This window comes from Pseudorhizobium flavum (assembly GCF_044142885.1).
Taxonomy (GTDB): Bacteria; Pseudomonadota; Alphaproteobacteria; order Rhizobiales; family Rhizobiaceae; genus Neorhizobium; species Neorhizobium flavum.
Map to the genome: position 1 here is coordinate 146,523 of NZ_JBIOKZ010000004.1, position 24,575 is coordinate 171,097.

Consider the following 24,575-nt stretch of genomic DNA (forward strand, 5'->3'; position numbering starts at 1 on the left):
TCACGCATCCCGTCCGAAGAGGCCTGCCGGCCTGATGAGCAGCACGATCGCCATGATGACGAAGATGACGATGTTGGAGGCTTCCGGATAGAAGACCTTGGTCAGTCCCTCGGCAATGCCAAGCATGTAGCCCGTGATGATGGCGCCCATGATCGAGCCCATTCCACCGACGACGACGACGGCGAAGACGACGATGATGATGTTCGTACCCATCAGCGGCGAGACCTGGTAGATCGGAGCCGCAAGCACGCCGGCAAAGGCCGCCAGTGCCGCCCCGAGCCCGTAGGTGAAGGTCAGTAGCAAGGGCACGTTGACGCCGAAGGCCTGCACGAGCACCGGATTTTCGGTGGCAGCCCGGAGATAGGAACCAAGCTTGGTCTTCTCGATCAGTAGCCATGTGGCGATGCAGGCGACAAGAGAGATGACCACGACCCAGCCGCGATAGATCGGCAGGAACATGAAGCCGAGATTGGTGCCGCCGGCCAAGGCTGCCGGAACCGAATAGGGTTGTCCGGCTGCGCCGTAAAGGTAGCGGAAGGTTCCTTCAATCGTGAGCGCCAGTCCGAAGGTGAAGAGCAGGCCGTAGAGATGGTCTAGCTTGTAGAGCCGGCTCAGCATCGTCCGCTCTATCGCGGCACCCACAACTCCAACGATGATCGGTGCAACGAAGAGAGCGATCCAGTAGTTGATGCCGAAATACTGGAGGAGGAGCAGCGCTACGAAGGCACCCAGCATGTACTGCGCCCCGTGAGCGAAATTGATCACCCGCAAGAGGCCGAAGATCACCGCCAGCCCGAGGCTGAGAAGGGCATAGAAGGAGCCGTTGATCAGTCCGATGAGCAACTGCCCGAGAAATGCCTGGATCGGAATACCGAAGATCATCGTCATGGTTAAACCCCCAGAACCTTATGAAGCATGTCCATCCGCTCGGGCAGTTCGCCGACGGGGAAGTCGGCCACCATCTGGCCATGCTCCATGAGATAGAAACGATCGGCGACACGGCTGGCAAAGCGGAAGTTCTGCTCCACCAGAAGCACGGTCATGCCCCGTTCCTTGAGTTTCTTCAGAACCTCGCCGATCCTCTGGACGATGACGGGCGCGAGGCCCTCCGTCGGTTCATCAAGGACCAGCAGCCGGACACCGGTGCGAAGAATGCGGGCGATCGCCAGCATCTGCTGTTCACCGCCGGAAAGCTTCGTGCCAGGGCTCGTCCGCCGCTCGAGGAGGTTGGGGAAGAGTTCGTAGATCTCGTCGAGCCCCATGCCGGTACCGGCGACGACCGGCGGCAGCATGAGGTTCTCCTCGACAGTCAGCGTCGCGAATATTCCCCGCTCCTCCGGCACGAAGCCAATTCCCGCATGGGCCGTGCGATGGAGCGGCACCTCCATCATGTCCCGGCCGTCGAAAAGGATCTGGCCCTTGCGCTCGCGAACGATGCCCATGATCGTCCTCAGGGTCGTCGTCTTGCCGACGCCGTTGCGGCCGAGAATGGTGACCATCTCACCTTCGCCGACCGTCATGTCGACGCCGTGCAGGACATGGCTCTCTCCGTACCAGGCATTGAGGCCGGAAACCTGAAGCAGCGGTTTCATGTCAGGCCTCCTCGGTGCCCATGTAGGCGGTGCGAACCCGCGGGTCCTGGCTGACCGTCGCGTAATCGCCTTCGGCAAGGATCTCGCCGCGCTGCAGGACGGTCACGTGATGGCAGATATCGGCGACGACTGAAAGATTGTGTTCGACCATCAGCACGGCTCGCTCCTTGGCGACGTTGCGGATGATGCCGGAAACGGTGCCGATGTCCTCCTGCCCCATGCCGGCCATGGGCTCGTCAAGCAGCAGGACCTTGGGATCGAGCGCCAATGTGGTGGCGATTTCGAGCACGCGCTTCCGGCCATAGGAAAGATCCGCCGCGACCGTGTTGCGGGCGTCGGCCAGCCCAACCGCCGCAAGGAGTTCCTCGGCGCGCTGGTTGAGGCGATTAAGCGACGACATCGGCAGCCAGAATTGCGTTGCCAGATTGTTGGGCCGCTGCAGCGCCACCCGCACGTTATCCAGCACCGTCAGGTGCGGAAAGACCGCGGAAATCTGGAACGAGCGCACCAGCCCCATGCGCGCCACCTTGTCAGGCGCGGTGTTGGTGATATCCGTTCCCAGCAGGTTGATCGTGCCGGCCGAAGGCTGGAGGAACTTGGTGAGAAGGTTGAAGACGGTTGTCTTGCCGGCGCCGTTCGGCCCAATCAGCGCGTGCACCCGGGCGTGATGGACATCGAGATCGACATCCTTCACCGCCGCGAACGCGCCGAACACCTTGGTGAGGCCGCGGGCGGAAAGCACCACCCGCGGCTCCTCATGCGTCTGAACCGCACTAATCGCCATGACGGCTTACTTCACCAACTCGCAGCCGCTCTTGGCCGGGTCGATATAGGCTTCGTCGCCCGGGATCGTCGACAGAACGTTGAAGTAGTCCCACGGCTCGTCGCTTTCGCCCGGCTTCTTGACCTGGAGCAGATACATGTCGTGGATCATACGGCCATTGGCGCCGACCTTGCCGTTGCGAGCAAAGAAGTCATCGACCGGCATCTCGTGAAGAGCCTTGGCAACCGCTTCAGTCTCATCCGTTCCAGCCTTCTCGATGGCCTTCAGGTACTGCATCACGGAGGAATAGGTGCCTGCATGGACCATGTTCGGCATCTTGCCGGTCCGCTCGAAGAAGCGCTTGCCGAACTCGCGGCTCTGGTCATCGAGGTTCCAGTAATAGCCCTCCGTCAGCGTCAGCCCCTGCGCTGCCTCTACACCGAGACCATGAACTTCCGCCAACGTAAACAACAGGGCAGCGAGGTTCTGACCACCCGCGGTGATGCCGAACTCGGCAGCCTGCTTGATCGCGTTCGCGGTATCGAGACCGGCGTTGGCGAGGCCGATGACCTTTGCGCCGGAGGACTGCGCCTGCAGCAGGAATGACGAGAAGTCATTCGTGGCGAGCGGATGACGAACGGCACCGACCACGTTACCGCCAGCTGATTTCACGAAAGTACCCGTCTGCTCTTCAAGCGAGTAGCCGAAGGCATAGTCCGCAGTCAGGAAGAACCAGCTGTCGCCGCCCTGCTTCACGAGCGCGCCACCGGTGCCGACGGCGAGTGCGTGCGTGTCATAGGCCCAATGGAAGCCGTAGGGGCTGCACTGCTTTCCGGTCAGGTCCGTCGTCGCGGCACCCGTGACCATGTTGATCTTCTTCTTTTCCTTGCTGAGCGCCTGTACAGCGAGCGCAACCGACGATGTCGTCAGCTCCATGATCGCGTCGACCTGCTCCGTATCATACCACTGGCGAGCGATGTTGGACGCGATGTCGGGCTTGTTCTGGTGGTCGGCATCGACCAGTTCGACCGGAACGTCCAGTACCTTTCCGCCGAAATCCTCGATTGCCATCTTCGCGGCTTCGACAGACGATTTGCCGCCGAAATCAGCATAAACGCCGGACTGATCGTTCAGGATGCCGATCTTGACCTTGCCGTCCGAGGCGCTTTGCGCCAGTGCGGCGGTGCTACCCGCCAGCAGGATTGCGAGCGACGTGACGATGTTCTTCCGCATGATGTTCTCCTCCCAGAGAAAGCCAGATTGTGAGTCTGTTCAATTTTGGAAGATCGCCCTCCTCAAGGCGACCCTTACCGCGGCGCATCGTTCCGGAATTCGGTGATTGACGCAAGGCGATATGGGCATCTAATTGCAAACAAGGTCTGTGCATTTTTGAACAGAAGAGGCAATGTCAACCAATCCGAGCTTCACATGGGACGACTTGCAGTACTTCCTGGCGGTTGCCAGGACCGGGCAGTTATCCACCGCCGCCCGTCACCTGCGAACGAGCCACGCGACTGTTTCGCGCCGGATCGACAGGCTGGAATTCGTGCTGAAGGTGAAGCTCTTCGAGCGCAACCCGCGCGGCTATGTGCTGACGACCGTCGGCCAGCGCTTCGTCGAAACCGCGGAGAAGATCGAGGCCGAGACCGATCGCCTGCAGGCGGATGTCGCCGCCGGCGCGATGATCCAGCGCGGCGTCATTCGGTTGAGCGCCCCGGAAGGCTTTGCCAACTTCTTCTTTTCGCAGCAGATGGGAGCCTTCTTCGAACACCATCCGAATATCTCGCTGGAACTGGTGACAATCCAGCAGATCATGTCGCTCTCCCGCAAGGAGGCCGACATTGCAGTTACCCTTGACCCGCCAAAGGCCGGCCCCTATCGCACCGAGAAGATCACAGACTACACGCTGAACGTCTATGCCTCACGCGACTATCTCGCCCAGGCGGGACCGATTCGCGAACGTGACGATCTCCTGGCGCATCCGTTTATCGGCTATATCCAGGACATGATCTTTGCGCCGGGCCTGGATTACCTCGGCGACGTCCACCCGGGAATCAAGCCGCAATTCCAGAGCTCCAGCATATTTGCCCAGCTCACTGCAACGAAGAACGGGCTCGGCCTTTGTGTGCTACCCCATTTCATCGCCCGTCGGCAGCCGGATCTCCAGATCGTCCTGCCGCACGAGATAACCCTCACTCGCAACTACTGGCTCGCCTGCCACCGCGACCTCAGCAATGTGCCGCGAGTGCGGTCCGTGTCGGACTTCATCTACGCTGCAGTGCGGGCAAGCCAGGATGCTTTCCTGCGTCCCCCATCGACCGCGGAAACGGCTCCTGGTACCGGAACTTCGCGCAGGGCGACCTGAACATGCGCCTGCGCAGACTGCTCCTTTCGAACTGGAACCACGGCCACCACTTGACGTTTGTCACTCCTGATCGATGTAAGGCCGAATCTGAGGGGGAAACAGATTTTCGATGCCACATGAGTCACCCGTGACCGCAATTCAGGACGAGCGATATCGTCTCCTCGTCGACGCGATCACTGACTACGCAATCTACATGATCGACCCCGAGGGGCGGATAAGCAGCTGGAACCCCGGGGCGGAACGCGTCAAGGGCTACCGTGAGCCGGAGGTCCTCGGCCACCACTTCTCGCGGTTCTACACGCCTGAGGACAGGGCGCGCGGTCTTCCGGCGACAGCATTGTATCGTGCGAGGACGGAAGGTCGCTTCGAGAACGAAGGATGGCGGGTAAGGAAAGATGGGAGCCGTTTCTGGGCCCACGTCATCATCGATCCCATCTGGAGTCCCTCGGGCGGCCTCCTCGGCTTTGCGAAGATCACACGCGACCTGACGGAGCGCCGACAGGCGGAACTAGAGCTGAGATCGAGCGAGCAGAAGTTTCAGCTGCTGGTGCAGGCTGTCAGCGACTATGCGATCTACATGCTCGATCCGACGGGCCACATCACCAACTGGAACTCCGGCGCACAACGCATCAAGGGTTACAGCGCCGAGGAGATTGTCGGCTCCCACTTCTCGCGCTTCTACACCGACGAAGACCGGGCTTCCGGCTTACCTGAATTCGGTCTGGAGACGGCCCGGCGGGAGGGCCGGTTCGAGAAGGAAGGCACCCGGGTGCGCAAGGACGGGTCGCGGTTTCTCGCCCAAGTGACCATTGACGCCATCCGCGACGAAACGGGGGAACTCCTCGGCTTTGCGAAGGTCACTCACGACATTACCGAGAAGGTCGAGGCCCAGAATGCGCTGAACAAAGCTCGTGAGGAGCTTTTCCAGGCCCAGAAGATGGAGGCGATCGGACAACTGACCGGCGGCATCGCCCATGACTTCAACAACCTGCTCATGGCGATCCTCGGCAGTCTGGAAATCCTCAAGAAACGGCTTCCAGACGACCCGTCGATGATGCCTCTCCTCGACAATGCAATTCAGGGCGCCGACCGGGGCGTCGCGCTGATCCAGCGCATGCTCGCCTATTCGAGAAGACAGGATCTGCATGTGGCGGCCGTCGACATCCCTTCGGTCGTGGCCGGCATGATGGAGTTCGTGCAGCGATCCGTCGGCGCGGCAATCCAGATCCAGACGGTTTTCGAAGAAGGCCTTCCCGCCGTCCTGACCGACGCGGTCCAGCTGGAAACCGCTCTCCTGAACCTTATCGTCAACGCCCGCGACGCCATGCCCAATGGTGGCACGATCACGATAGGTGCCGCTCGAATGCAGGCTCCAGCGGATCCCTCCGAGCCCCGGCCCCCCGGATTTCTTCGCCTCTCCGTCAGCGATACCGGCGAGGGTATGGACGAGGAGACGCTGGAGCGGGCGGCTACGCCCTTCTTCACGACCAAGGGCGTCGGCAAGGGGACCGGCCTTGGCCTCTCCATGGTTCAGGGGCTTGTCGAGCAGTCCGGAGGCAAGCTGCTTATCGAGAGCTGTAAGGGCGAAGGAACGACTATCTCGCTCCTCCTCCCGCTGGCGCACCCGACCGCATCCGCCCAGCCTTCTCCGGAAGCAACACCCAAGCAGGCATTGCCTGAGTTGCCGGCTTCGCTGAAAATACTTGCTGTCGATGACGATGCTCTGGTCCTCATGAACACGACGCTGATGCTGGAGGATCTCGGGCATCAGGTCGTTGAGGCGTTCAACGGCGCTCAAGCCCTCGAGGTTCTGGAAAAGGGCGAGAGGTTCGATCTCGTGCTAACAGATCACTCCATGCCCAAGATGACGGGTGCTGAGCTAGCGACGCGCATCCATGAGCGCTGGCCGAGCCTTTCGGTCGTTCTCGCGACCGGCTATGCTGAACTCCCCTCGGGAGAAGGCGGAAAGCTCCCGAAGCTCTCAAAGCCGTTTTCCCAGAGCCAGCTGGCCGAGATACTCGCCTTGGCGCTGCCGGGGCGCTGAACAAAACGGTATAGCCATGCGTTGATCCGGGGTTTCAATCCGGAGAAATACGATCATGGTCTTCAAGCATCAAAGCTTCCACGAACATCCCCCAACGGTTGAAAACGAATTTCCACCGGCGGCCGCTTTGGAAGGGGCCGTCTCCGATGCCTTGGCGGCGGCCGGCGGCATCGACGCGACCGGCGTTCACGTCATCGCTGAAGGTTCCACGATCACGTTGACAGGATCAGTCATGTCGGAACCCGAAGTCGCTCGCGCAGAGGAGATCGCCCGAAGCGTCGCTGGCGTCAGCAATGTGCGCAATGACATCAAGTCCGGCAGGATTGCCTGATCGAGCAACGGCGAGGCGGAGGTTGCCAACCACCGCCTCTGCCCGCCCAGTTAATCCCTCGGCAGAGCGTATGCGATAACATAGTCGCCGGGCTTCGTTCCGACCGAACCGTGACCACCCGCGACCATGACCACGAACTGCCGCCCATCCTCAACAGCATAGGTCATCGGCGTTGCCTGACCTCCAGCCGGCAGGCGCGCACGCCAGATTTCCTCACCGGTGGTGAGGTTATAGGCGCGGAGATAATTGTCGACGGCAGCACCGAGGAAAGCCACGCCGCCCTTCGTGATCATCGGACCACCGATACCCGGCACACCCAACTTGAACGGCAGCGGCAACGGCGTCATGTCGTAGACGGTGCCATTTCGGTGCTTGTAGGCGATCTCGCCGGTCCTGAGGTCGGCACCGGCGACATAACCCCACGGCGGCGCCTGGCACGGGATCTGCAGCGGTCCGAGGAAGGGCCCCATGTAGACGCCATAGGGCGCGCCTTCATTGCGGTTCAGCCCCTGCTCGCTCGCCTTCTCGTCGGCACCCTTCGGGGGAATCTCTTCCCGCGGCACGAGACGTACCGTGAAGGCCAGGTAGGTCGGCATGCCGAACATCACCTGACGCTCGGGATCGATGGCCACGCTACCCCAGTTGAACGTGCCAAAATTGCCGGGGTAGACCAGCGTACCGTTGATCGACGGAGGTGTGTATCGACCCTCATAGTTCAACTCGTGGAACCGGATGCGGCAGACCATCTGGTCGAACATCGAAATGCCCCACATGTCCTTTTCCTGCAGCGGCTGGGGCTTGAAGGTCAGCGCCGAGGTGGGCTGGGTCGGGGCGGTGAAGTCTTCGGGTATGGCACCGCCAGGCGCCGGCTCCTCCGTCACATCGATAATGGGCTCGCCCGTCTCGCGATTGAGCACATAGATATCGCCCTGCTTGGTGGGCCCAATCAGCGCCGGCACTACCGTGCCGTCATCCTGGGTAAGATCAAGGAGAACCGGCTGTGCCGGCACATCCATGTCCCACAGGTCGTGATGGACGGTCTGGAAGACCCACCGATCGGCGCCGGTATTGATATCAAGCGCGACGATAGAGGAGGAATACTTCTCCACGGACTCGCTGCGCCCCATGCCGAGCTGATCGGGAACCTGGTTTCCAAGCGGGATATAGACGAGCCCCAACTCCTCATCGACGCTGAATATGGACCAGCTGTTGGGGGAATTGGCAGTATAGGTCTGCCCCGGCGGCAGCGGTTCGGTCTGTTCGGGATTTCCGGAATCCCAGTTCCAGACCAGTTCGCCACTGTTGACGTCGAAGGCGCGGATGACACCGGACTGGGATTGCGTGGAGTAGTTGTCATTGACGGCGCCGCCGATGATGATCTTGCCGGCCGCAATTACAGGCGGAGAGGTGGAATAATAGTAACCCGCCGGATTATAGGGCATCCCGGTTTCGAGGCGTAGAACCCCCTGATCTGCAAACGACGTGCAGACTTCACCACTCGCAGCATCGAGCGCGATCAACCGCGCATCGGACGTCGGAAGATAGACCCGCTCCGCGCAAGGCGCATCCGCCTGCGCTTGCGGATCCGCGTAATAGGTGACGCCGCGGCACGTCTGGTGCTGTCGATCGGGATTGAGGCCTGCATTGGGGTCGTACTTCCACTTTTCCTCACCCGTCGTCGCGTCGATCGCGATGGCCCAGTTGTGAGGCGTGCAGATGAAAAGGCTGTTGCCCACCTTCAACGGCGTGACCTGATAGGTCGTCTCGGTGACATCTTCCGGGAGCTTTACGTCGCCGGTCTGATACCGCCAGACCTCCTCCAGTTCATCGACATTCTCGACATTGATCTGATCGAGCGGCGAATAGCGTTGGCCGTAGTTCGTGCGACCATACTGGTGCCACTCACCCGGAGGAACAGGATTGCCCATGGCCGGGGCCGCCGCCACAGCTTCCTTTGGCAGTTCCCCCTCGACGTCATATGGGTCCGTGAACATGGAGATGACGGCGATCAGAATCGCCAACGCAACAGACGCGGCAAGCGGTGCCGCGCCGACTGGATAACGCGCGCCCGTTGGGCTCTGGAAACCAAGTGGCTTGCGTATCCAAGGCGTCAGCAACCAGAGTCCGAGCAGGATGATGACCCCGCCCCTCGGACCAAGCTGCCACCAGTCGAAGCCGACCTCCCAGATCGCCCAGGCGAGCGACCCGAGCACGATAAGGGCATAAAGCGTCAGGGCCGTTGACCGGCGCAGGTAAAGCAGCACGGCCGTCACGATGAATGCGATGCCGGTGATCAGATAGTAGATACTGCCACCGAGCGCGAGCAACTGCCCTCCGCCCACGGCGAGCGCAAGCCCGACCAGGCCGAACAAGATTGTCGTGATCAAAATAGCCATGCTGTTGGTCCTGTCCCGATTACGTCATCGGGCTGCGGCTCGGCACCGCAACCCCCCGGGCCTCAACACATCGCAGTTGCGAAAGTTCCCTTCGGGAACAGATGCGGGAACCAATCCGGCCAGATACGGTTGCGGGGCTGGAGGCAGCGATGGCGGCAACAGCTGGGTCAGGTCCGGAATTCGAGTCAGGTGGAGAGCCGGGGAAGGACCTGGGCGCGATCAGGAGTGCCGCCGAAAACTGTACCCGTTGCGACCTCTACAGGACTGCGACACATCTTGTTTTTGGTGAAGGCGCCGCTGACGCCAACGTCGTTCTTGTCGGAGAGCAGCCGGGCGACAAGGAGGATCTCGCCGGCAGACCCTTCATTGGACCCGCAGGCCGCTTCCTTGACGATTGCCTTGAGGAGGCAAACATTGACCGCACGCGCTGCTATGTCACCAATGCAGTCAAGCATTTCAAGTTCACGGTGCGGGGCAAGCGGCGCATCCACTCTAAACCAAACCTGGGTGAGATCAGAGCATGCGCATGGTGGCTGTCGGCCGAGCTTCGCCTGATCCAGCCGTCACTCGTGGTAGCACTCGGGGCCACCGCCCTTCATGCGCTTCTCGGAAAGGATGCGAAAGTTACCCGAGACAGGGGGCGCATCCTTTCGGCGCAGGACCTGCCACCGGTTCTCGTCACCATCCACCCTTCGGCATTGTTAAGGACGCGGGGCCGACCCGACGCAGCACAGGATCGCCAGCGTTTTGTCAACGAACTGCGCCAGATCGAGGATTATCTTTGACCCTTGGAGATTCTGATGACCTATGAACTCTACTACTGGGACGGCATTCCGGGCCGCGGTGAATTCGTCAGGCTGGCGCTGGAGGATGCCGGGGCAGAATATCGTGACGTGGCGCGTGAGCCCGGCGGCATGGGGGAGATGATGGCGTTCCTGAACGGCAAACGCGGCCCGCATGTCCCGTTTGCGCCGCCATTCCTGAAGGATGACGACCTCGTCATATCCCATGTTGCCAACATTCTTCGATATCTCGGCCCGAAGCTCGGACTCGTACCGGCCGATAAGGCATCCCGGTTTTTTGCCCACGGGCTGCAACTGACGTTGACGGATTTCCTCACCGAGATCCACGATACTCATCATCCGCTAGGTGTGGACGCCTACTACGAGGATCAGAAGGTGGAGGCGCAAGGCCGCACAGCCCGCTTTCTCTCCTCAAGGCTTCCGAAGTTCCTCGACTACTTCGAGACCGTGCTATCGGCAAACCACGGAAAGGAGGGAAATCTGGTCGGAGGCCAAATCGGTTACATCGATCTTTCGCTTTTTCAGGTGATAGAGGGACTGCAGTATGCATTTCCCAGCGCCATGCGTGACAGCGGCAATCGCTGGCCCGGGATCACCGCACTTCAGGCGAGAGTGAAGGAGCGCCCCCGCCTTCGGGGCTACCTGTCCTCACAGCGGCGGCTTCCGTTCAACGAATCCGGCATCTTCCGCCACTATCCGGAGCTGGACGTAGAGGTTTGAGGCTAGCGCCGGCCGCTTACTCCACGACAGCGCACGCCAATCGCTCGCCGGCCTTGCCCGAGGGCTGGCTCTCGTAGTCGTCGGCGCCGCCATGTACCATCAGGGCCCTGCCCTTTACGGAATTCTCTCCCTCGGCGAGGGAGACAAAGGTGTTGAGCACCTGCGCCCGCAGGGTTCCATCGGAGCCCACGTATTGGTTCGGCATATCCCCGGCATGTGGCCCGTTGGCAGCGTTGAATCCATGCTCCTTCCCACCCGGATTGAAGTGGCCACCGGCGCTTTCATGACCGCCGGTGTGGTCGCATTGCCCAGTCTCATGGAAGTGGAAGCCTACCCATTGCCCGGCCGGCAGGCCGGACACCTCCACGTCGATGAGGACGCCGCCGGGCGTCGAGGTCAAAGTCGCAGCACCCGCTTCGGCGCCGTCGACGCCGACGAACGACGCATTTGCCGTGGCTTCCTGCGCCCCGGCATTCGCCGAAAGTGCCGCGAATACGAAAGCTGCTGTGCAAAGTCGCGAAATCATAGGTTCCTCCCTTTGTTTCTCAGGCCGGCTCTTCGCCGAGTTCAAGCAGTATCTGATGCCTTGCGCGGTTGAGCCGGCTCTTTACTGTTCCCACTGCGCAGTCACAGATCTCTGCGGTCGCCTCATAACTCTCGCCGAGAATCGCGACGAGGGTCAGTACCTCCCGGTAGTGCGGCGGCAGCTTCTGCAGCGCGCGCTGCACTTCCTTTGCTCGGGCGCTCACCTCTTGTGTGGCCGGCATCGGCGTATCACCGGATACGGGCTCGTCCAGCCCAGGCGCCTCACGTCCCAGCACCTTCGACCGCGTGTAGAAGGTGTTGCGCATGATGGTGAACAGCCACGATTTAAGCTTCGTGCCGGGCTCGAACTTGTCCAGGTTCGCCAGCGCCTTCATCAATGTCTCCTGAACGAGATCATCCGCGTCCGTCGGATTGCGGCAGAAGGTGCGGGCGAACGCGCGGAGAGCGGGGATGAGTTTTACAATATCTGCGCGTGCAGGATCACGTTTCAACTGTGATTCAGACACCGTGGCCTACCTCTCCGTCGTATCACTGGGCGGGATGATGGTGGCAAACGCACCGTTATGGCTTTGGTTCCGCAATGGGATCGGGCTTGATCGTCGCTTTCTCGCGGCAAACCTGACGAACGGAACAAAGTTCCACCGCCCCTGTTGATAGGGTTTTCGGGGAGTTTGAGTCGTGGCGCCGCGTGCAAACTGGAAGGGTTACTTGAAGGTCGGGGAGTTGAGCTGCCAGGTCGCGCTTTACACGGCGGCATCGACTGCAGACCGCGTCAGCTTCAACATCATAAACCGCGAGACCGGCCACCGCGTCCATCGTCAGCTGGTCGATGCCGACACCGGCAAGGAAGTCGCCAATGACGACATCGTCAAGGGCTATGAGGTGGCGAGCGGAGAATACGTCATACTCGAACCCGACGAGATAAAGGATGCCGTGCCGAACAGCGACAAGACGCTGGAACTGGAAACGTTCATCCCCTGCGGAGAGGTGGACACGATCTTCCTGGATCGCCCCTACTACCTCGCCCCTGCCGACAAGACCGCAGCGGATGTCTATGCGCTGATCAGGAAGGGGCTGGAGGAGAAGAACGTCGCCGCCCTCGCCCGCACCGTGCTGTTCCGCCGGCTGCGGACGCTGTTGATCCGTCCGAGCGATGAGGGCCTCATCGCCAGCACGCTCAACTACGACTATGAAGTTCGCGCCGCCGAGGAGATCTTCTCCGACATCCCGGAGTTCAAGATCGAAGGCGAGATGCTCGACCTCGCCCGCCACATCATCTCCACCAAGAAAGGCGAATTTGATCCGACTGAGTTCGACGACCGCTACGAGACGGCGCTCACCGAGCTCATCCAGGCGAAGATAGAAGGCCGCAAGCTGCCGAAGAAGCCGAAGCCCGAACCCAAGAAGGTCTCCAGCCTGCTTGACGCGCTGCGTCAGAGCGCCGGCTCCGGCTCAGGCACAAAGAAGAAAACAGCAGCGGAGAGCAAGTCTGCCCGCAAGCCGAAGACCCGCGCCCCGCAAAGGAAAGCGAGCTGACCATGGCACTCGAGACCTATAACGATAAGCGCGACTTCAAGGCTTCGCCCGAGCCGAAGGGCAGAAAGGTCAAGTCCGGGGGAAACAGCTTCGTCATCCAGAAGCATGCAGCCCGCCGGCTTCACTACGATTTCCGGCTGGAGATGGACGGTGTGCTGAAGAGCTGGGCGGTCACGCGTGGCCCGAGCCTTGTGCCGGGCGAGAAGAGGCTTGCCGTCCATGTCGAAGATCATCCGCTCGACTACGGCGATTTCGAAGGAACGATCCCGCAGGGAAACTACGGTGCAGGCTCGGTCCTCCTCTGGGATCGCGGCACCTGGCATCCGATCGGGGATCAGGAACGCGGTTACCGCAAGGGACACATGGAGTTCGAACTCAAGGGGGAGAAGCTCGAGGGTCGATGGCATCTCGTCCGCATGGCGAACCGCCGTGGTGAAAAGCGCGAGAACTGGCTCCTCATCAAAGGGGAAGACGAATTCGCGCGAGCCGAAGGCGATGCCGACATCCTGGAGGAGCTTCCCAAGTCCGTGAAGACCGGACGGCTTCTCGAGGAACTGCAGGGCGGCACGAAGGCGAAGGCCAAGCGAAAAACGCCACCGAAGACATCCGACCCTTCTCCTTCGGACGAGGCGCTGAATGGACCCGTCAAGAATAACAACTCACCGAAGCTGAAGGGAGCGAAGAAGGCAGAGCTGCCTGACTTCGTGACACCTCAGCTTGCGACGCTCGTGAAGAGTGCGCCTTCCGGAAAGCGATGGATCCACGAAATCAAGCTGGATGGATACCGTGTCCAGGCGCGTATCAACGGTGGCGACGCCAAGCTCCTGACCCGGACCGGCCTCGACTGGACCCACAAATTCGGCGATGCGATCGTGGATGCACTCAAGCGCCTGCCGGTGCAGCAGGCCGTGCTGGATGGCGAAGTGGTGGTCAACGGCGGATCGGGCGCTAGCGAGTTCTCGCTTCTCCAGCAGGATCTGAGCGAGGGGCGAACGGATCGGCTGGTCTTCTTCGCCTTCGACCTCCTCTATCTCGATGGGGCCGACCTGACCGCCTCCAAGCTTGTGGATCGCAAGCAGGCCTTGGAAGGCATCCTGTCAGGCAGCAGCGACGCCGTGCGTTACAGCGAGCATTTCGATGACGAAGGAGGGCTTGTGCTGAAGCACGCTTGCCGCCTCAGCCTCGAGGGGATCATCTCCAAGATCGGAGATGCGCCCTACCGCGGCGGGCGGGGAAAAGACTGGGTGAAGTCGAAATGCTCGGCGCGGCAGGAGTTCGTTGTCGCCGGCTATGTCCCCTCCTCTGTCTCCAGCAGCGCCATTGGCTCGCTGGTGATGGGCTATTACCAGGACGGCAAGCTGAAGCATGCTGGCCGGGTGGGCACCGGTTACAGCAACAAGGTCGCCCAGACGCTGTTCCGCCAGATGCAGGAGCTGAAGGTCACGAAGAGCCCGTTCGAGGAGAAACTGACGGCGGTCGAGCGTAAGGATGTCGTCTTCCTCAGACCCGAACTGGTGGCGGAAGTCGAGTTCCGTGGCTGGACTGCTGATGCTCACATCAGACACGCCGCCTTTCGTGGTATGAGGGAGGACAAGCAGGCAAGGGATGTGGTGCGAGAGGCCGGTCCAGCCATGGCAAGCAGCGATGACCAAAAGGAACCGGGGAGCCGGACGGTAACGCTCACCCACCCGGACCGCATCTACTGGCCGGATGCCGGCGTGACCAAGGCTGGCCTTGCCGATTACTACGTCGAGGTTTGGCGGCACATGGCTCCGTTCGTGGTCAACCGCCCCCTTGCATTGGTGCGAGGTCCCGATGGCATCGGCAAACCTCTTTTCTTCCAGAAGCATGCCTGGAAGGGCATGAACAAGCATATCGGCACGGCGAAGGATCCCGCCGATCCTTCCGAAGAGGATATCATCATCCGGGACCTCGACGGCTTGCTCGGTCTCGTCCAGGGCGGCACGCTCGAGATCCATCCCTGGGGCTCGACCATCGACCAGTGGGAAAAGCCGGACATGGTCAATATCGACCTCGACCCCGGCGACGGAACGACCTGGGAGGACGTCATCGCAGCCGCCTATGAGGTTCGCGAACGCTTCGAGGCGATGGGCCTTTCCGGCTTCGTCAAGACTTCTGGTGGCAAGGGGCTGCACGTCGTCGCCCCTGTAAAGCCCAACGCGGAATGGCCGGACGTGAAGGCCGCGATGAAGGCTCTTGCCGACAGCATGGCCGGCGATAGCCCCGACCGCTATGTCTCCACGATCACCAAGTCAAAGCGGAAGGGAAAGATCCTTATCGACTACCTGCGCAATGGGCGAGGCGCCACGGCTGTGGCCCCCTATTCGACGCGGGCCCGCCCCGGCGCTCCCGTATCCATGCCGATCGCCTGGGAGGAGTTGGAGCAGGCAATCGGCCCGGCCTACTTCACCGTTAACAACGCGACTAGCCGCCTGGAGCAGTTGGACAGGGATCCATGGGCCGACTTCAGGGAAGCAGAGGCGGAGATCAAGACGTCTCGGACAAAACGCCAGAAGCGATAGTCTCTTACCTGGGGGCCTTGCGTTCCGCAGCGAGGCTCTTCTTCAGCGCGCTCATGATGTCGATGACGTTGCTGGGCGCTTCCTGCTTCGGTTCCGCTGGCTTCTTCACCTTCTTGCCCTTCTTGCGGGCAGCGATGATATCGAGCAGGCGATCCTGAACAGGGTCGTCCGCCATGCTCGGGTCCCAGCGCGCAGTACGCTCTCCGATCAACTTCTTCATCATGGTGAGATGCTGCGAAGACGGCTTCTCCTTCCCGACGTCATGGAAATAGGAGTCTGCATCGCGCACCTCGTCACCGTAGCGAAGCGTCCACACGACGATCCCCTTGTCCTTCGGGATGAGAAGGACAGCGCGCTCGCGGCGATACATGACGAGGCGCGCGATACCGGCCGTACCGGTCTTCGCCATCGCTTCACGTATGACCGCGAAAGCTTCCGCACTCACCTCGTCATCAGGCGCGAGGTAGTGCGGGCGGTCGTACCAGATCCAGCCGATCGACTCGACCGGCACGAAGGTGGAAATGTCGATCGTTCGAGTGCTTTCGAGGCCGACATCGTCGAACTCCTCGTCCTCGATCAGGACATAGTCATCTTCTCCCTTGGCGTATCCCTTGACCTGATCCTCGTCCTCCACCGCTTCTCCGGTGACTGCGTCCACATACTGGCTCATCACCCGGTTGTGCGTCTTACGATTGAGATTGTGGAAACGGACCTTGCCGGATTCGGAAACCGCCGGCGTCATGCTTACCCGGCACGTCACCAGTGACAGCTTGAGATAGCCTTTCCAGAACGAACGGGGCGCCATGACAGTCTCCTACGCGCTGCGCAAACGTCGTGTGGGTACCGGAGGTTCCCTCCGGAACCAAGATCGCACGCCAACGTTTCCCCTGGAGCAAGTAGGCACGGAGGACATGCTATGACTACAGAACAAGATATGCAGAAGATGCCGGACAAAGGACAGCGCACGACCCCCTCGGCGCGCGAAAAGGACGACGCGGCAAATCTAGAAGAACAACTTGAGGAAGGACTAGAAGATACCTTCCCCGCGAGCGACCCCGTAGCCACGACGGTTACGTCCATTCCAGCGGGAACACCTCCTCCCCCACGCAGGTGAGGCACTGCGATCTGCTTCTCGAGGCGATTCACTCCCGTGGATCGCCTTTTTGCATTTTGTCACCTGTGACATTTTCGGGATTTCCGAAGATTGGAATATTGCTGTAAGGAGGACTGAGATAAGCTCTAGTGCAGAAGGTGGGCGATGACCGTCACAGCATCGTCCGAGGTCGGAATGGAAAAAAAGATCGATCCCAGTACAGAGGCGGAAATTCGATTGGGGCGGCGCGTCAGCCGCGAAGTATCGGTTCTCCTGCACGAGATCGAGAAGGAGCCTGTTCCCGATCGTCTTCTGGAACTCGCTCAGCAGCTTCAAAAGGCGCTCGGGGAGAAATACGAGCAGTAGCTGACCTTTATCGGCCTGGTCGCGTGGCAAGCGATCTCTCATTCCACGACGTTTGGCTTTGCGGCCTCACACCGGCTCGTCCCTTGGCGCGGCAGCCTCTCTCTCTCTCTCTCTCTCTCTCTCTCTCTCTTGAGTGACCGCCCTAGCCGCTCGGAACCTTGATCCGTCCGCTTCGTTCGGAGCCAGTCCGATCCGGAGGAGAGAATGGAAGATCCGAGACGTTGCCGCCATCTTTGCGTCGACATGCAGAGGCTGTTTGCCGAAGATACCCCTTGGAACGTCCCATGGATGCAGAAGGTCCGCGACCCGGTCGCCATACTATCCTCGGCCCACGCGGCTGAGACCATTTTCACTCGCTTCATACCGCCCGTTCATCCCGCCGATGTCACCGGGACCTGGCTTGAATACTACCAGAAATGGCCGATGATGACCCGCGAGGTCCTGGGCGACGAGATGGTCGACATACTGCCGGAACTGCGCGAGCTTGCTCCTCCCGCGACGGTCTTTGACAAGCCCATCTATTCCCCATGGCTGGATGGCCGCCTGCATCGATATCTTCGCGGGCAGGATGTCACCACCCTCGTCATCTCCGGTGGAGAAACTGATGTCTGCGTCCTTGCTGCCGTGATGGGTGCGGTCGATCTGGGATACTCGATCATCCTTCTGAAGGATGCAATCTGCAGCACCTCGGACGCGACGCACGATGCAACACTCGGCGTTTATGCGTCCCGGTTCTCGACCCAGCTGCGCCTCTCAAGCGTCCCGGAAGTCCTCGACTGGTGGGCATGAAGGAACCTTCGCGAGGGGAATCCGGTTGTCTCGGCATGGACGTTGCGAAGGAGAAACTCCGATGAAGAACGAACAGCCAAAATCCGGACGCCCCGGCGAGACCTCGCAGTGGCCGCGCTGGGAAGGACCTGCCGAAAACCGCCCCAGCGGCTACCTGCAGGGAGAAGCGAATATCTTTGCCGAGGACAGCGGCCAGGAGAAGAAACGTGGCCTCGCTCCGGAGGGATACGAACGCTCCGACAGCGATCTCAAAACCGCGGTCAACGAAGCTCTCACGCAGGACGCATTTCTGGATCCCCGCGGCATCACGGTCTCCGTTAATGACGGCATCGCTTCCTTGGAAGGCACGGTGGCAAGCGCCGATGATGTCCGCCGCGCGGAGGACTGCTGTCGCTCGGTCGATGGCCTGAACGGATGCACCAACAACCTGCACATCGCTGGCGAGCACCACTGAGGATCAACCAGGAGAAAGAACATGGCCGACAAACTATGGTTCGTGATCGTGGCGATAGGCCCTGTCCTGCTGGGACTCGTCATCGCCTTTGGCTTGATGCGTAAGAGACGCATCGGGACGGTCGAGAAAGCTCGGCAGGAAGAGGCGGTTGAGCGCCTGTACGACAAGCCCGAAGGTGGTCGCGAACCCAGCTACAGGCAGAACTGAGGCCCGGAACTTTTAACTGGTCGCTTCGTTATCTGCAGCGGAAACATCAACCCCGAACATTCACCCAGGAGACTTGCAATCATGGCAACGAAAACCCTCGACGACCTTTTCTACGAGACGCTCAAGGATATCTACTACGCCGAGCGTCAGATCCTGAAGGCGCTGCCGAAGATGGCGCGCGCCGCCCAGGACGAGAAGCTCAAAGCCGCTTTCCAGGACCACAAGGACGAAACCGAGGGCCAGATCGAGCGCCTGAAGCAGGTTTTCGAACTCATCGGCAAACGAGCTCGCGGCAAGACCTGTGACGCCATTGAGGGGATCATCTCCGAGGGCGAAGAAATCATGGAAGAATTCAAGGACACGCCCGCCCTCGACGCCGGCCTTCTTGCCGCCGCCCAGGCTGTCGAGCACTATGAAATTAGCCGCTATGGCACGCTGCGCTCCTGGGCCCAGCAGCTTGGCCTGAAGGATGCAGTAAAGCTTCTGGAGGAGACGCTTGCGGAGGAAAGCAAGACCGACGAGAAGCTGACGGGCCTTGCCAAGACGGCGGTCAACTCCGCTGCCCAGAAGGCTGCCTGATCCCTGCAATGAAAAGGCCCGGTACGCTGAACCGGGCCTTTTGCTTGGGCGTTGCAGTGCCGTCAGGCATTCAGGCCGGAACCCGGCGGTGGCTGGACTGGCAGCATCTCCCCATTAAGCTCCATACGCCGAAAAACGCGGCTGTGCTTGCGCTTCGCCATCTCCACCCTCGCGGCTGCGACGGCAAGCTCATAGGTATGAAATGAGCAACGAGACTCGATCCCGTTCATGACGTAGGTCCACCCGTCAGGGTGAGGTATGATATCGCAAAAATTGTTCATGGCGGCTCCCTTCAGCGGGCCCTAAACTCCCGACCTCCCATAAGGTTCCGCCTTCCTGAACCGAGACCTCGAATTATTCGTCGTCAGCAGGAACTTTCAGTTTCCGTGATCGTTCTTCGTCCACGATAAGTGGAGACCTTGATGGCGGATCACGAGGACGACTGGGTACGCAAGCGCGCCTATTCACTTTGGGAAGAGGAGGGATATCCGGCAGGAAAGGATCTGGAGCACTGGGAGCGGGCGAAACGAGAGTTCGATAGCTTTAAGCCGGGCCGAATGAAACGCGCGACGTCGCGGTCCACCGCGGCTAGTGCGAAGCCGGCGAGCACAAAGCCGGAAGGCAAGGGTTCGGAGGCGCTGCCTCCTCCTCCAAAGAAGAAGGCTGTGCGGACGAAAAAGACGACCAGCAGTTGACCTCCTGACATGCGGCTGCGGCAGACCTGCCGCCGCAATCTCTGCTCTACCTGCTGCGTGGGGTGCCGTGCGCTACAAGACTCTCTTTCTCTCATTTCGTTGGAACGCTTGCCCCCATCCACGCGTTCGGCAGGACCGGCCGAGTGCACGGTGGAGGCTGGCATGACGGACGCATTCTTCTCTTTCGCGGATCCTGACGCGGTCAGTACGGCCGAAACATCCGGCAGGGTAAAGCGAAGAGGTGCCTCTGGCGCCATCAAGGTACTTTCCGTCACCTCGGAAATATTCCCCCTCATTAAGACCGGCGGTCTCGCCGACGTCACCGGCTCCCTGCCGAAGGCGCTCGAACGACTTGGCATCGAGACACTCTCACTGGTCCCGGGTTATCCGTCGGTAATGAGGCAGCTCAGGACGGCGCCGCCGCTGCTCGTTTTCGATGAACTGCTGGGCGAACGGGCCTCTCTGCTCTACGCGCGGATCGAAGACCTCAGCCTGCTGGTTCTTGACTGCCCTGCCCTCTATGCACGCGACGGTGGCCCCTACGTTGACGCTACGGGGGTTGATTATCCCGACAACTGGAAACGCTTCGCAGCGCTGAGCCTTGCAGCCGCCGAAGTGGCGGGCGGAGCGCTCCCCGGCTGGATTCCCGATATTGTTCACACTCACGATTGGCAAACCGCCCTGACATCCGTTTACATGCGGGAACTGGAGGTACCCACTCCTGTTGTGCTCACGGTGCACAATCTCGCCTTCCAGGGACAATTCTCCGCCTCGCTTCTGCCTGCACTGGGGCTGCGGCCCGAACTCTACGCGACCGACTGCCTCGAGTACTTCCGCGACATCAGCTATCTGAAGGGCGGCTTGCAGACGGCTGATGCCATCACCACGGTCAGTCCGACCTATGCCAGGGAAATCCTGACGCCTCGCTTTGGCATGGGCATGGATGGCATTCTGAACCAAAGGCTCGACGTCCTTCGTGGAATCGTCAACGGGATCGACCTGGAGGTCTGGGACCCCGCCACCGATCCCTACCTACCCGTGAACTACGACGCTGCCAGCCTTCGCAACAAGCGCCAGAACCGCCGACATCTGCTGGAGGCATTCGGCCTGGACACAGACGGCGCAGGGCCCGTTTTCGCCGCGGTCAGCCGCCTGACGTGGCAGAAGGGCATGGACATGCTGGCAGAGACCGCAGACGAGATCATCAACAGTGGCGGCAAGCTCATAGTCTGCGGACAGGGAGACCGGGAGATCGAGCGCCAGCTTCTGGACACTGCGTGGCGTCATCCCGGCCGGATGACAGTCCATATCGGCTATGCCGAGGCAATTGCGCACCTCATACACGCCGGAGCCGACGCGATCATCCAGCCGTCGCGCTTCGAGCCTTGCGGCCTGACCCAGCTCTACGCGCTTCGGTACGGCTGCGTGCCGGTGGTCTCCCGGACGGGCGGGCTTTCTGAAACCATCATCGACGCGAATGACGCAGCAATGTCTGCACGCGTGGCCACCGGGTTCCAGTTTCATCCGGTCACAACCGATGGCCTGCGGACGGCGCTGCGGCGCGCGATCGAAGCCTATGCGGACCCGAAGCAATGGGCGAGACTGCAGAACCAGGGCATGAAGGCCAGGTTCTCCTGGGACCGCAGTGCCCAGCAATACGCCGCCGTCTACGCTTCGCTCATGAATCGATCGAAAACGTCGCCTTCGCGGCCTGTGCCAAAAGCGGTCTCCTGAAGTAGTCAACCGCCCGGGGCGCGGTTGACTCGCATCAGTTGCATGAACAGTCAGGCCCGCCGAAGGACAACCAGAGTGCGGCCCTCGAGCTCGAACTCCTGATCCTGTTCTACTTCCACGCCTCGCAGCGACGGATCCGCGGTCGTCAGTTCCAGGATCCAACGCCCTTCACCCATCTGCGGAATGTGGAACGGGACGGTGCCTTCGAACGGGTTGAAAAGCACGAGAACATTGGACCAGAGACCTTCCTCCATATCGAGATCCGCCCGGCATAGGTTCAGCCCGAGCGTCGTTCCTTCCTGCCATTGTTCTGGAAGCTGCTCACCCCCACCCGCGTTGAACCAGCGAACCTCCATTCCATCGCGCCAGTTTTCACGGCGGAAGATAGGCTGCTCCTTCCGCAAGGCGATGATCTGACGGGTGAATTCCCGCAACTGCTCGTTCGTCTCCGGAAGCCCTTCCCAGCGGACCCAGGAAATCTCGCTGTCCTGGCAGTAGCCGTTGTTGTTTCCCATCTGGCTGCGGCCGAATTCATCGCCACCGAGAAGCATCGGTGTTCCGTGAGAAAGGAAGAGGGTCGCCAGGAAGTTGCGCTTCTGGCGCTCGCGAACCCCATTGATGGCCTCATCCTCGGTGGGGCCCTCAGCGCCATAGTTATAGCTGCGGTTGTCGTTATGGCCGTCGTTGTTGTCCTCGCCATTCGCCTCGTTGTGCTTTTCGTTGTAGGAGACGAGATCATTCAGCGTGAACCCGTCATGGGCGGCGATGAAGTTGACGCTTGCCCAGGGCCGGCGACCGCGCAGGTCGTAGATATCGCCTGACCCCAGCAGGCGAGCCGCAAAGTCGGGCGCGACGTTGTCGCCCTTCCAGTAGTCCCGGATGGTGTCTCGATATTTGTCGTTCCATTCTGCCCAGCCCGGCGGGAAGCCGCCAACCTGGTAACCCCCCGGACCGATGTCCCAAGGCTCGCCGATCAGCTTCACCTTCGACAGGACAGGATCCTGCGTCACCGCATCGAAAAATCCGCCTCGCTCGTCGAAGCCCTCTGGTTCGCGGCCCAAGATTGTTCCGAGGTCGAAGCGGAAGCCGTCCACATGCATGTGCTGCACCCAGTAGCGCAGCGAATCCATGATCAGCTGCAGTACCCGCGGATGGGACGTGTTGACCGTGTTCCCGGTCCCGGTATCGTTGATGTAGTAGCGATGCTGATCGGGCATCGTCCGGTAGTAGGAGAAGTTGTCGATACCCTTGAAGGAGAGTGTCGGCCCAAGCTCGTTCCCTTCAGCCGTGTGGTTGTAGACGACGTCAAGTATCACCTCGATGCCGGCATCATGGTAATTCCTGACCATCTCCCGGAAGCCTTCCAGCCCCCGCGGTCCATAGTAGCGGGATGCGGGCGCGAAGAAGCCAAGAGTGTTATAGCCCCAGAAATTATGAAGCCCCTTGTCGAGGAGGTGCTGGTCGTCCGGGAAGTAGTGAACCGGCATCAGTTCCACCGAGGTGATCCCGAGGCTTCTGATATAGTCCACGGAGGCAGCATGCCCCATGCCATCGAAAGTGCCGCGCAGTTCCTGAGGAAGCGCCGGATTAAGTTGCGTGAAGCCCTTCACATGGGTTTCGTAGACAATTGCTGATGCCCAGGGAACATTGGGCCGGTTCGCCTCATGCCAGTCGAAACCGTTCGGATCGACGACGCGACATTTTGGCATGAAGGGGGCGCTGTCACGCTCATCAAACGTGAGGTCCTTGTCTTCGTGAAGGAGGTCATAGGCGAAATGGGCATCGTTCCAATCCACGTCGCCCACAAGCTCTCGTGCATACGGATCGACAAGAAGCTTGTTCGGGTTGAAGCGATGACCGTTTTCGGGATCATAGGGGCCGTGAACACGATACCCGTAAAGCGCTCCAGGTTTCAGCCCTGGGACGTAGCCGTGCCAGATCTCGTTGGTATATTCAGGCAGCTCAAGCCGCGTGATCTCTGTCTTGCCGCTGCTGTCGAACAGGCAGAGTTCAATCCTTTCGGCGTGGGCGGAGAAAACAGCGAAGTTGGTGCCTTCGCCGTCATAGATCGCACCGAGCTCAGTCCAGCTGCCCGGCAAGATATTGAAAGTCGCGTTGTCGCTTTTCATACGTCGCCCCATTGAAGAACCATCTAACAATGGGGCGCCACAGCATTCGTTCCCGCAGGAGCAGCCGATTTATCGCTTCTCGGTTCCGGTGGGGCTTTCGACCGGGCTTTGCCCGCCACTGCCGGTCTGCGGAGTGGGGTCGGCATCTGTCTGGGCAGGAGCGGCGGCTCCTCCTGTCGGGGTGTTGTCAATGGGCTGGGACTGGTTGTTGCCGCCATCGCTGCAGGCGCTGAGGAGCAGGCCAGCAGTCAGAACGATCGTGAGCTTTTTCATCGGTTTTCCTTCCTCATGTCCGTCGATCCGGCACGCCTTGGAAGGTTCGGCTTGCGGTATCGCGGCAGACACCATTCGGCGTCCTGGTTCCCGCGAATAACTTTGGCGCCCCCTCACGGGTTCCCTTTCAAGCAAAACGCCTATTTCTCCCGCCAAGGAGGAATGAAGCCATGAGCACGTTGACACCCGAGGAACTGGAAGGTCGGCTGAACGCCCACCGGGAACTGATGATCGACATGCTCGCCGCCATGATCGGCGGTGAAATGCAGATCACCCGGTTTATCCAGAGGCTTCGCGACGACGCGACCTTCAAGGACAACGAAGAGGATCCTGGCGTACTCCCCGAGAGTGGCTTTGCAATCGAGAATGCCGCCGCCCGGGAGCTGCGAACGGTTCTTCAGGCGGCGCAAGCACGTGCTGCTGCAGACGCCTCCTAGGCGCCATAATCGTGACAGACTCGACACATTCGCGTCTCATATGTGGAACATGATGGCCACCACGCTCGTTCACTCACCATATCGCCAAACGCGTATGGAGGGAGGCACAGATGGTCAAGGATTGGGTCGAAGCTGCCGGACTCGTGATGGTCGTCGCCGCCTGTTACATGATGGTGGTAC

The 24,575-nt window shown here is 60.6% G+C and carries 25 protein-coding genes; 15 read left to right on the top strand and 10 right to left on the bottom strand.

What is annotated here, in order from left to right; translation table 11 throughout:
* Genes ACEPP2_RS10180 through ACEPP2_RS10195 form a run of 4 tightly spaced genes read right to left on the bottom strand, consistent with a single transcriptional unit; the run spans nt 1 to nt 3,588 of the window.
* On the bottom strand, nt 1-888 hold the full coding sequence (locus ACEPP2_RS10180) for a branched-chain amino acid ABC transporter permease (protein ID WP_281976431.1): 888 nt from the start codon (nt 886-888) through the stop codon (nt 1-3).
* 2 nt (nt 889-890) lie between these two features.
* Complete coding sequence (locus ACEPP2_RS10185; protein ID WP_052639527.1) at nt 891-1,592, bottom strand: ABC transporter ATP-binding protein; 702 nt, start codon at nt 1,590-1,592, stop codon at nt 891-893.
* Nucleotide 1,593: 1 nt separating this feature from the next.
* Nucleotides 1,594-2,376 (bottom strand): ABC transporter ATP-binding protein, encoded by a 783-nt coding sequence (locus tag ACEPP2_RS10190; RefSeq protein WP_395516529.1) that lies wholly within the window; start codon nt 2,374-2,376, stop codon nt 1,594-1,596.
* A gap of 6 nt (nt 2,377-2,382) precedes the next feature.
* Nucleotides 2,383-3,588, bottom strand: a complete 1,206-nt coding sequence (locus ACEPP2_RS10195) for an ABC transporter substrate-binding protein (RefSeq protein WP_142587291.1) — start codon at nt 3,586-3,588, stop codon at nt 2,383-2,385.
* A gap of 172 nt (nt 3,589-3,760) precedes the next feature.
* Between ACEPP2_RS10195 and ACEPP2_RS10200 the strand changes: the two genes are divergently transcribed.
* From ACEPP2_RS10200 to ACEPP2_RS10210, 3 genes are all read left to right on the top strand, one after another.
* Nucleotides 3,761-4,720 (top strand): LysR family transcriptional regulator, encoded by a 960-nt coding sequence (locus ACEPP2_RS10200; RefSeq protein WP_395516530.1) that lies wholly within the window; start codon nt 3,761-3,763, stop codon nt 4,718-4,720.
* Nucleotides 4,721-4,847: 127 nt separating this feature from the next.
* Nucleotides 4,848-6,764: a hybrid sensor histidine kinase/response regulator gene (locus tag ACEPP2_RS10205; RefSeq protein ID WP_395516531.1), complete on the top strand. Its 1,917-nt coding sequence runs from the start codon at nt 4,848-4,850 to the stop codon at nt 6,762-6,764.
* A 55-nt stretch (nt 6,765-6,819) separates the two neighbouring features.
* On the top strand, nt 6,820-7,095 hold the full coding sequence (locus ACEPP2_RS10210; RefSeq protein ID WP_395516532.1) for a BON domain-containing protein: 276 nt from the start codon (nt 6,820-6,822) through the stop codon (nt 7,093-7,095).
* Nucleotides 7,096-7,145: 50 nt separating this feature from the next.
* Here the strand turns inward: ACEPP2_RS10210 and ACEPP2_RS10215 are convergent, their stop codons facing one another.
* Entirely contained in the window at nt 7,146-9,491 is a 2,346-nt protein-coding gene (locus ACEPP2_RS10215; protein WP_395516533.1) for a glucose/quinate/shikimate family membrane-bound PQQ-dependent dehydrogenase, read from the bottom strand.
* A gap of 149 nt (nt 9,492-9,640) precedes the next feature.
* On the opposite strand from ACEPP2_RS10215, the gene ACEPP2_RS10220 reads away from it, so the two are divergent.
* Together ACEPP2_RS10220 and ACEPP2_RS10225 are read left to right on the top strand one after the other, a co-directional pair.
* Complete coding sequence (locus ACEPP2_RS10220) at nt 9,641-10,276, top strand: UdgX family uracil-DNA binding protein (protein WP_395516534.1); 636 nt, start codon at nt 9,641-9,643, stop codon at nt 10,274-10,276.
* A 15-nt stretch (nt 10,277-10,291) separates the two neighbouring features.
* The gene (locus tag ACEPP2_RS10225; RefSeq protein WP_395516535.1) at nt 10,292-11,014 is read left to right on the top strand and encodes a glutathione S-transferase; all 723 of its coding nucleotides are present in this window, start codon (nt 10,292-10,294) and stop codon (nt 11,012-11,014) included.
* Nucleotides 11,015-11,030: 16 nt separating this feature from the next.
* Here the strand turns inward: ACEPP2_RS10225 and ACEPP2_RS10230 are convergent, their stop codons facing one another.
* Nucleotides 11,031-11,540: a superoxide dismutase family protein gene (locus ACEPP2_RS10230; protein ID WP_395516536.1), complete on the bottom strand. Its 510-nt coding sequence runs from the start codon at nt 11,538-11,540 to the stop codon at nt 11,031-11,033.
* Between the two features lie 19 nt (nt 11,541-11,559).
* Nucleotides 11,560-12,066, bottom strand: a complete 507-nt coding sequence (locus ACEPP2_RS10235; protein WP_082077705.1) for a sigma-70 family RNA polymerase sigma factor — start codon at nt 12,064-12,066, stop codon at nt 11,560-11,562.
* 172 nt (nt 12,067-12,238) lie between these two features.
* Between ACEPP2_RS10235 and ku (ACEPP2_RS10240) the strand changes: the two genes are divergently transcribed.
* Together ku (ACEPP2_RS10240) and ligD are read left to right on the top strand one after the other, a co-directional pair.
* Nucleotides 12,239-13,096, top strand: coding sequence for a non-homologous end joining protein Ku (gene ku, locus ACEPP2_RS10240; RefSeq protein WP_395516537.1), 858 nt, complete (start codon nt 12,239-12,241; stop codon nt 13,094-13,096).
* A gap of 2 nt (nt 13,097-13,098) precedes the next feature.
* Nucleotides 13,099-15,639, top strand: coding sequence for a DNA ligase D (ligD, locus tag ACEPP2_RS10245; protein WP_395516538.1), 2,541 nt, complete (start codon nt 13,099-13,101; stop codon nt 15,637-15,639).
* Nucleotides 15,640-15,643: 4 nt separating this feature from the next.
* Here ligD and ku (ACEPP2_RS10250) read toward each other — a convergent pair whose 3' ends face one another.
* The gene (ku, locus tag ACEPP2_RS10250; RefSeq protein WP_142587300.1) at nt 15,644-16,444 is read right to left on the bottom strand and encodes a non-homologous end joining protein Ku; all 801 of its coding nucleotides are present in this window, start codon (nt 16,442-16,444) and stop codon (nt 15,644-15,646) included.
* 453 nt (nt 16,445-16,897) lie between these two features.
* On the opposite strand from ku (ACEPP2_RS10250), the gene ACEPP2_RS10255 reads away from it, so the two are divergent.
* From ACEPP2_RS10255 to glgA, 7 genes are all read left to right on the top strand, one after another.
* Complete coding sequence (locus tag ACEPP2_RS10255; RefSeq protein WP_395516539.1) at nt 16,898-17,098, top strand: hypothetical protein; 201 nt, start codon at nt 16,898-16,900, stop codon at nt 17,096-17,098.
* A 204-nt stretch (nt 17,099-17,302) separates the two neighbouring features.
* Nucleotides 17,303-17,887 (top strand): cysteine hydrolase family protein, encoded by a 585-nt coding sequence (locus ACEPP2_RS10260; protein ID WP_395516540.1) that lies wholly within the window; start codon nt 17,303-17,305, stop codon nt 17,885-17,887.
* Between the two features lie 61 nt (nt 17,888-17,948).
* Entirely contained in the window at nt 17,949-18,341 is a 393-nt protein-coding gene (locus ACEPP2_RS10265; RefSeq protein ID WP_395516541.1) for a BON domain-containing protein, read from the top strand.
* A 21-nt stretch (nt 18,342-18,362) separates the two neighbouring features.
* Nucleotides 18,363-18,548, top strand: a complete 186-nt coding sequence (locus ACEPP2_RS10270; RefSeq protein ID WP_152339394.1) for a hypothetical protein — start codon at nt 18,363-18,365, stop codon at nt 18,546-18,548.
* An 81-nt stretch (nt 18,549-18,629) separates the two neighbouring features.
* Entirely contained in the window at nt 18,630-19,127 is a 498-nt protein-coding gene (locus ACEPP2_RS10275) for a YciE/YciF ferroxidase family protein (protein ID WP_152339393.1), read from the top strand.
* 422 nt (nt 19,128-19,549) lie between these two features.
* Nucleotides 19,550-19,822: a DUF2934 domain-containing protein gene (locus ACEPP2_RS10280; RefSeq protein WP_142587355.1), complete on the top strand. Its 273-nt coding sequence runs from the start codon at nt 19,550-19,552 to the stop codon at nt 19,820-19,822.
* Nucleotides 19,823-20,077: 255 nt separating this feature from the next.
* Nucleotides 20,078-21,556 carry a glycogen synthase GlgA gene (glgA, locus tag ACEPP2_RS10285; protein ID WP_395516647.1) on the top strand — a complete coding sequence of 493 codons (1,479 nt, stop codon included), beginning with the start codon at nt 20,078-20,080 and terminating at the stop codon, nt 21,554-21,556.
* 50 nt (nt 21,557-21,606) lie between these two features.
* Here glgA and glgX read toward each other — a convergent pair whose 3' ends face one another.
* Together glgX and ACEPP2_RS10295 are read right to left on the bottom strand one after the other, a co-directional pair.
* Nucleotides 21,607-23,685: a glycogen debranching protein GlgX gene (glgX, locus tag ACEPP2_RS10290; RefSeq protein WP_152339391.1), complete on the bottom strand. Its 2,079-nt coding sequence runs from the start codon at nt 23,683-23,685 to the stop codon at nt 21,607-21,609.
* Nucleotides 23,686-23,754: 69 nt separating this feature from the next.
* Nucleotides 23,755-23,958: a membrane lipoprotein lipid attachment site-containing protein gene (locus ACEPP2_RS10295; protein ID WP_152339390.1), complete on the bottom strand. Its 204-nt coding sequence runs from the start codon at nt 23,956-23,958 to the stop codon at nt 23,755-23,757.
* Between the two features lie 170 nt (nt 23,959-24,128).
* Here ACEPP2_RS10295 and ACEPP2_RS10300 point away from each other — a divergent pair, with 170 nt between their 5' ends.
* Complete coding sequence (locus ACEPP2_RS10300) at nt 24,129-24,395, top strand: hypothetical protein (RefSeq protein WP_077549834.1); 267 nt, start codon at nt 24,129-24,131, stop codon at nt 24,393-24,395.
* Nucleotides 24,396-24,575: the final 180 nt, after the last annotated feature.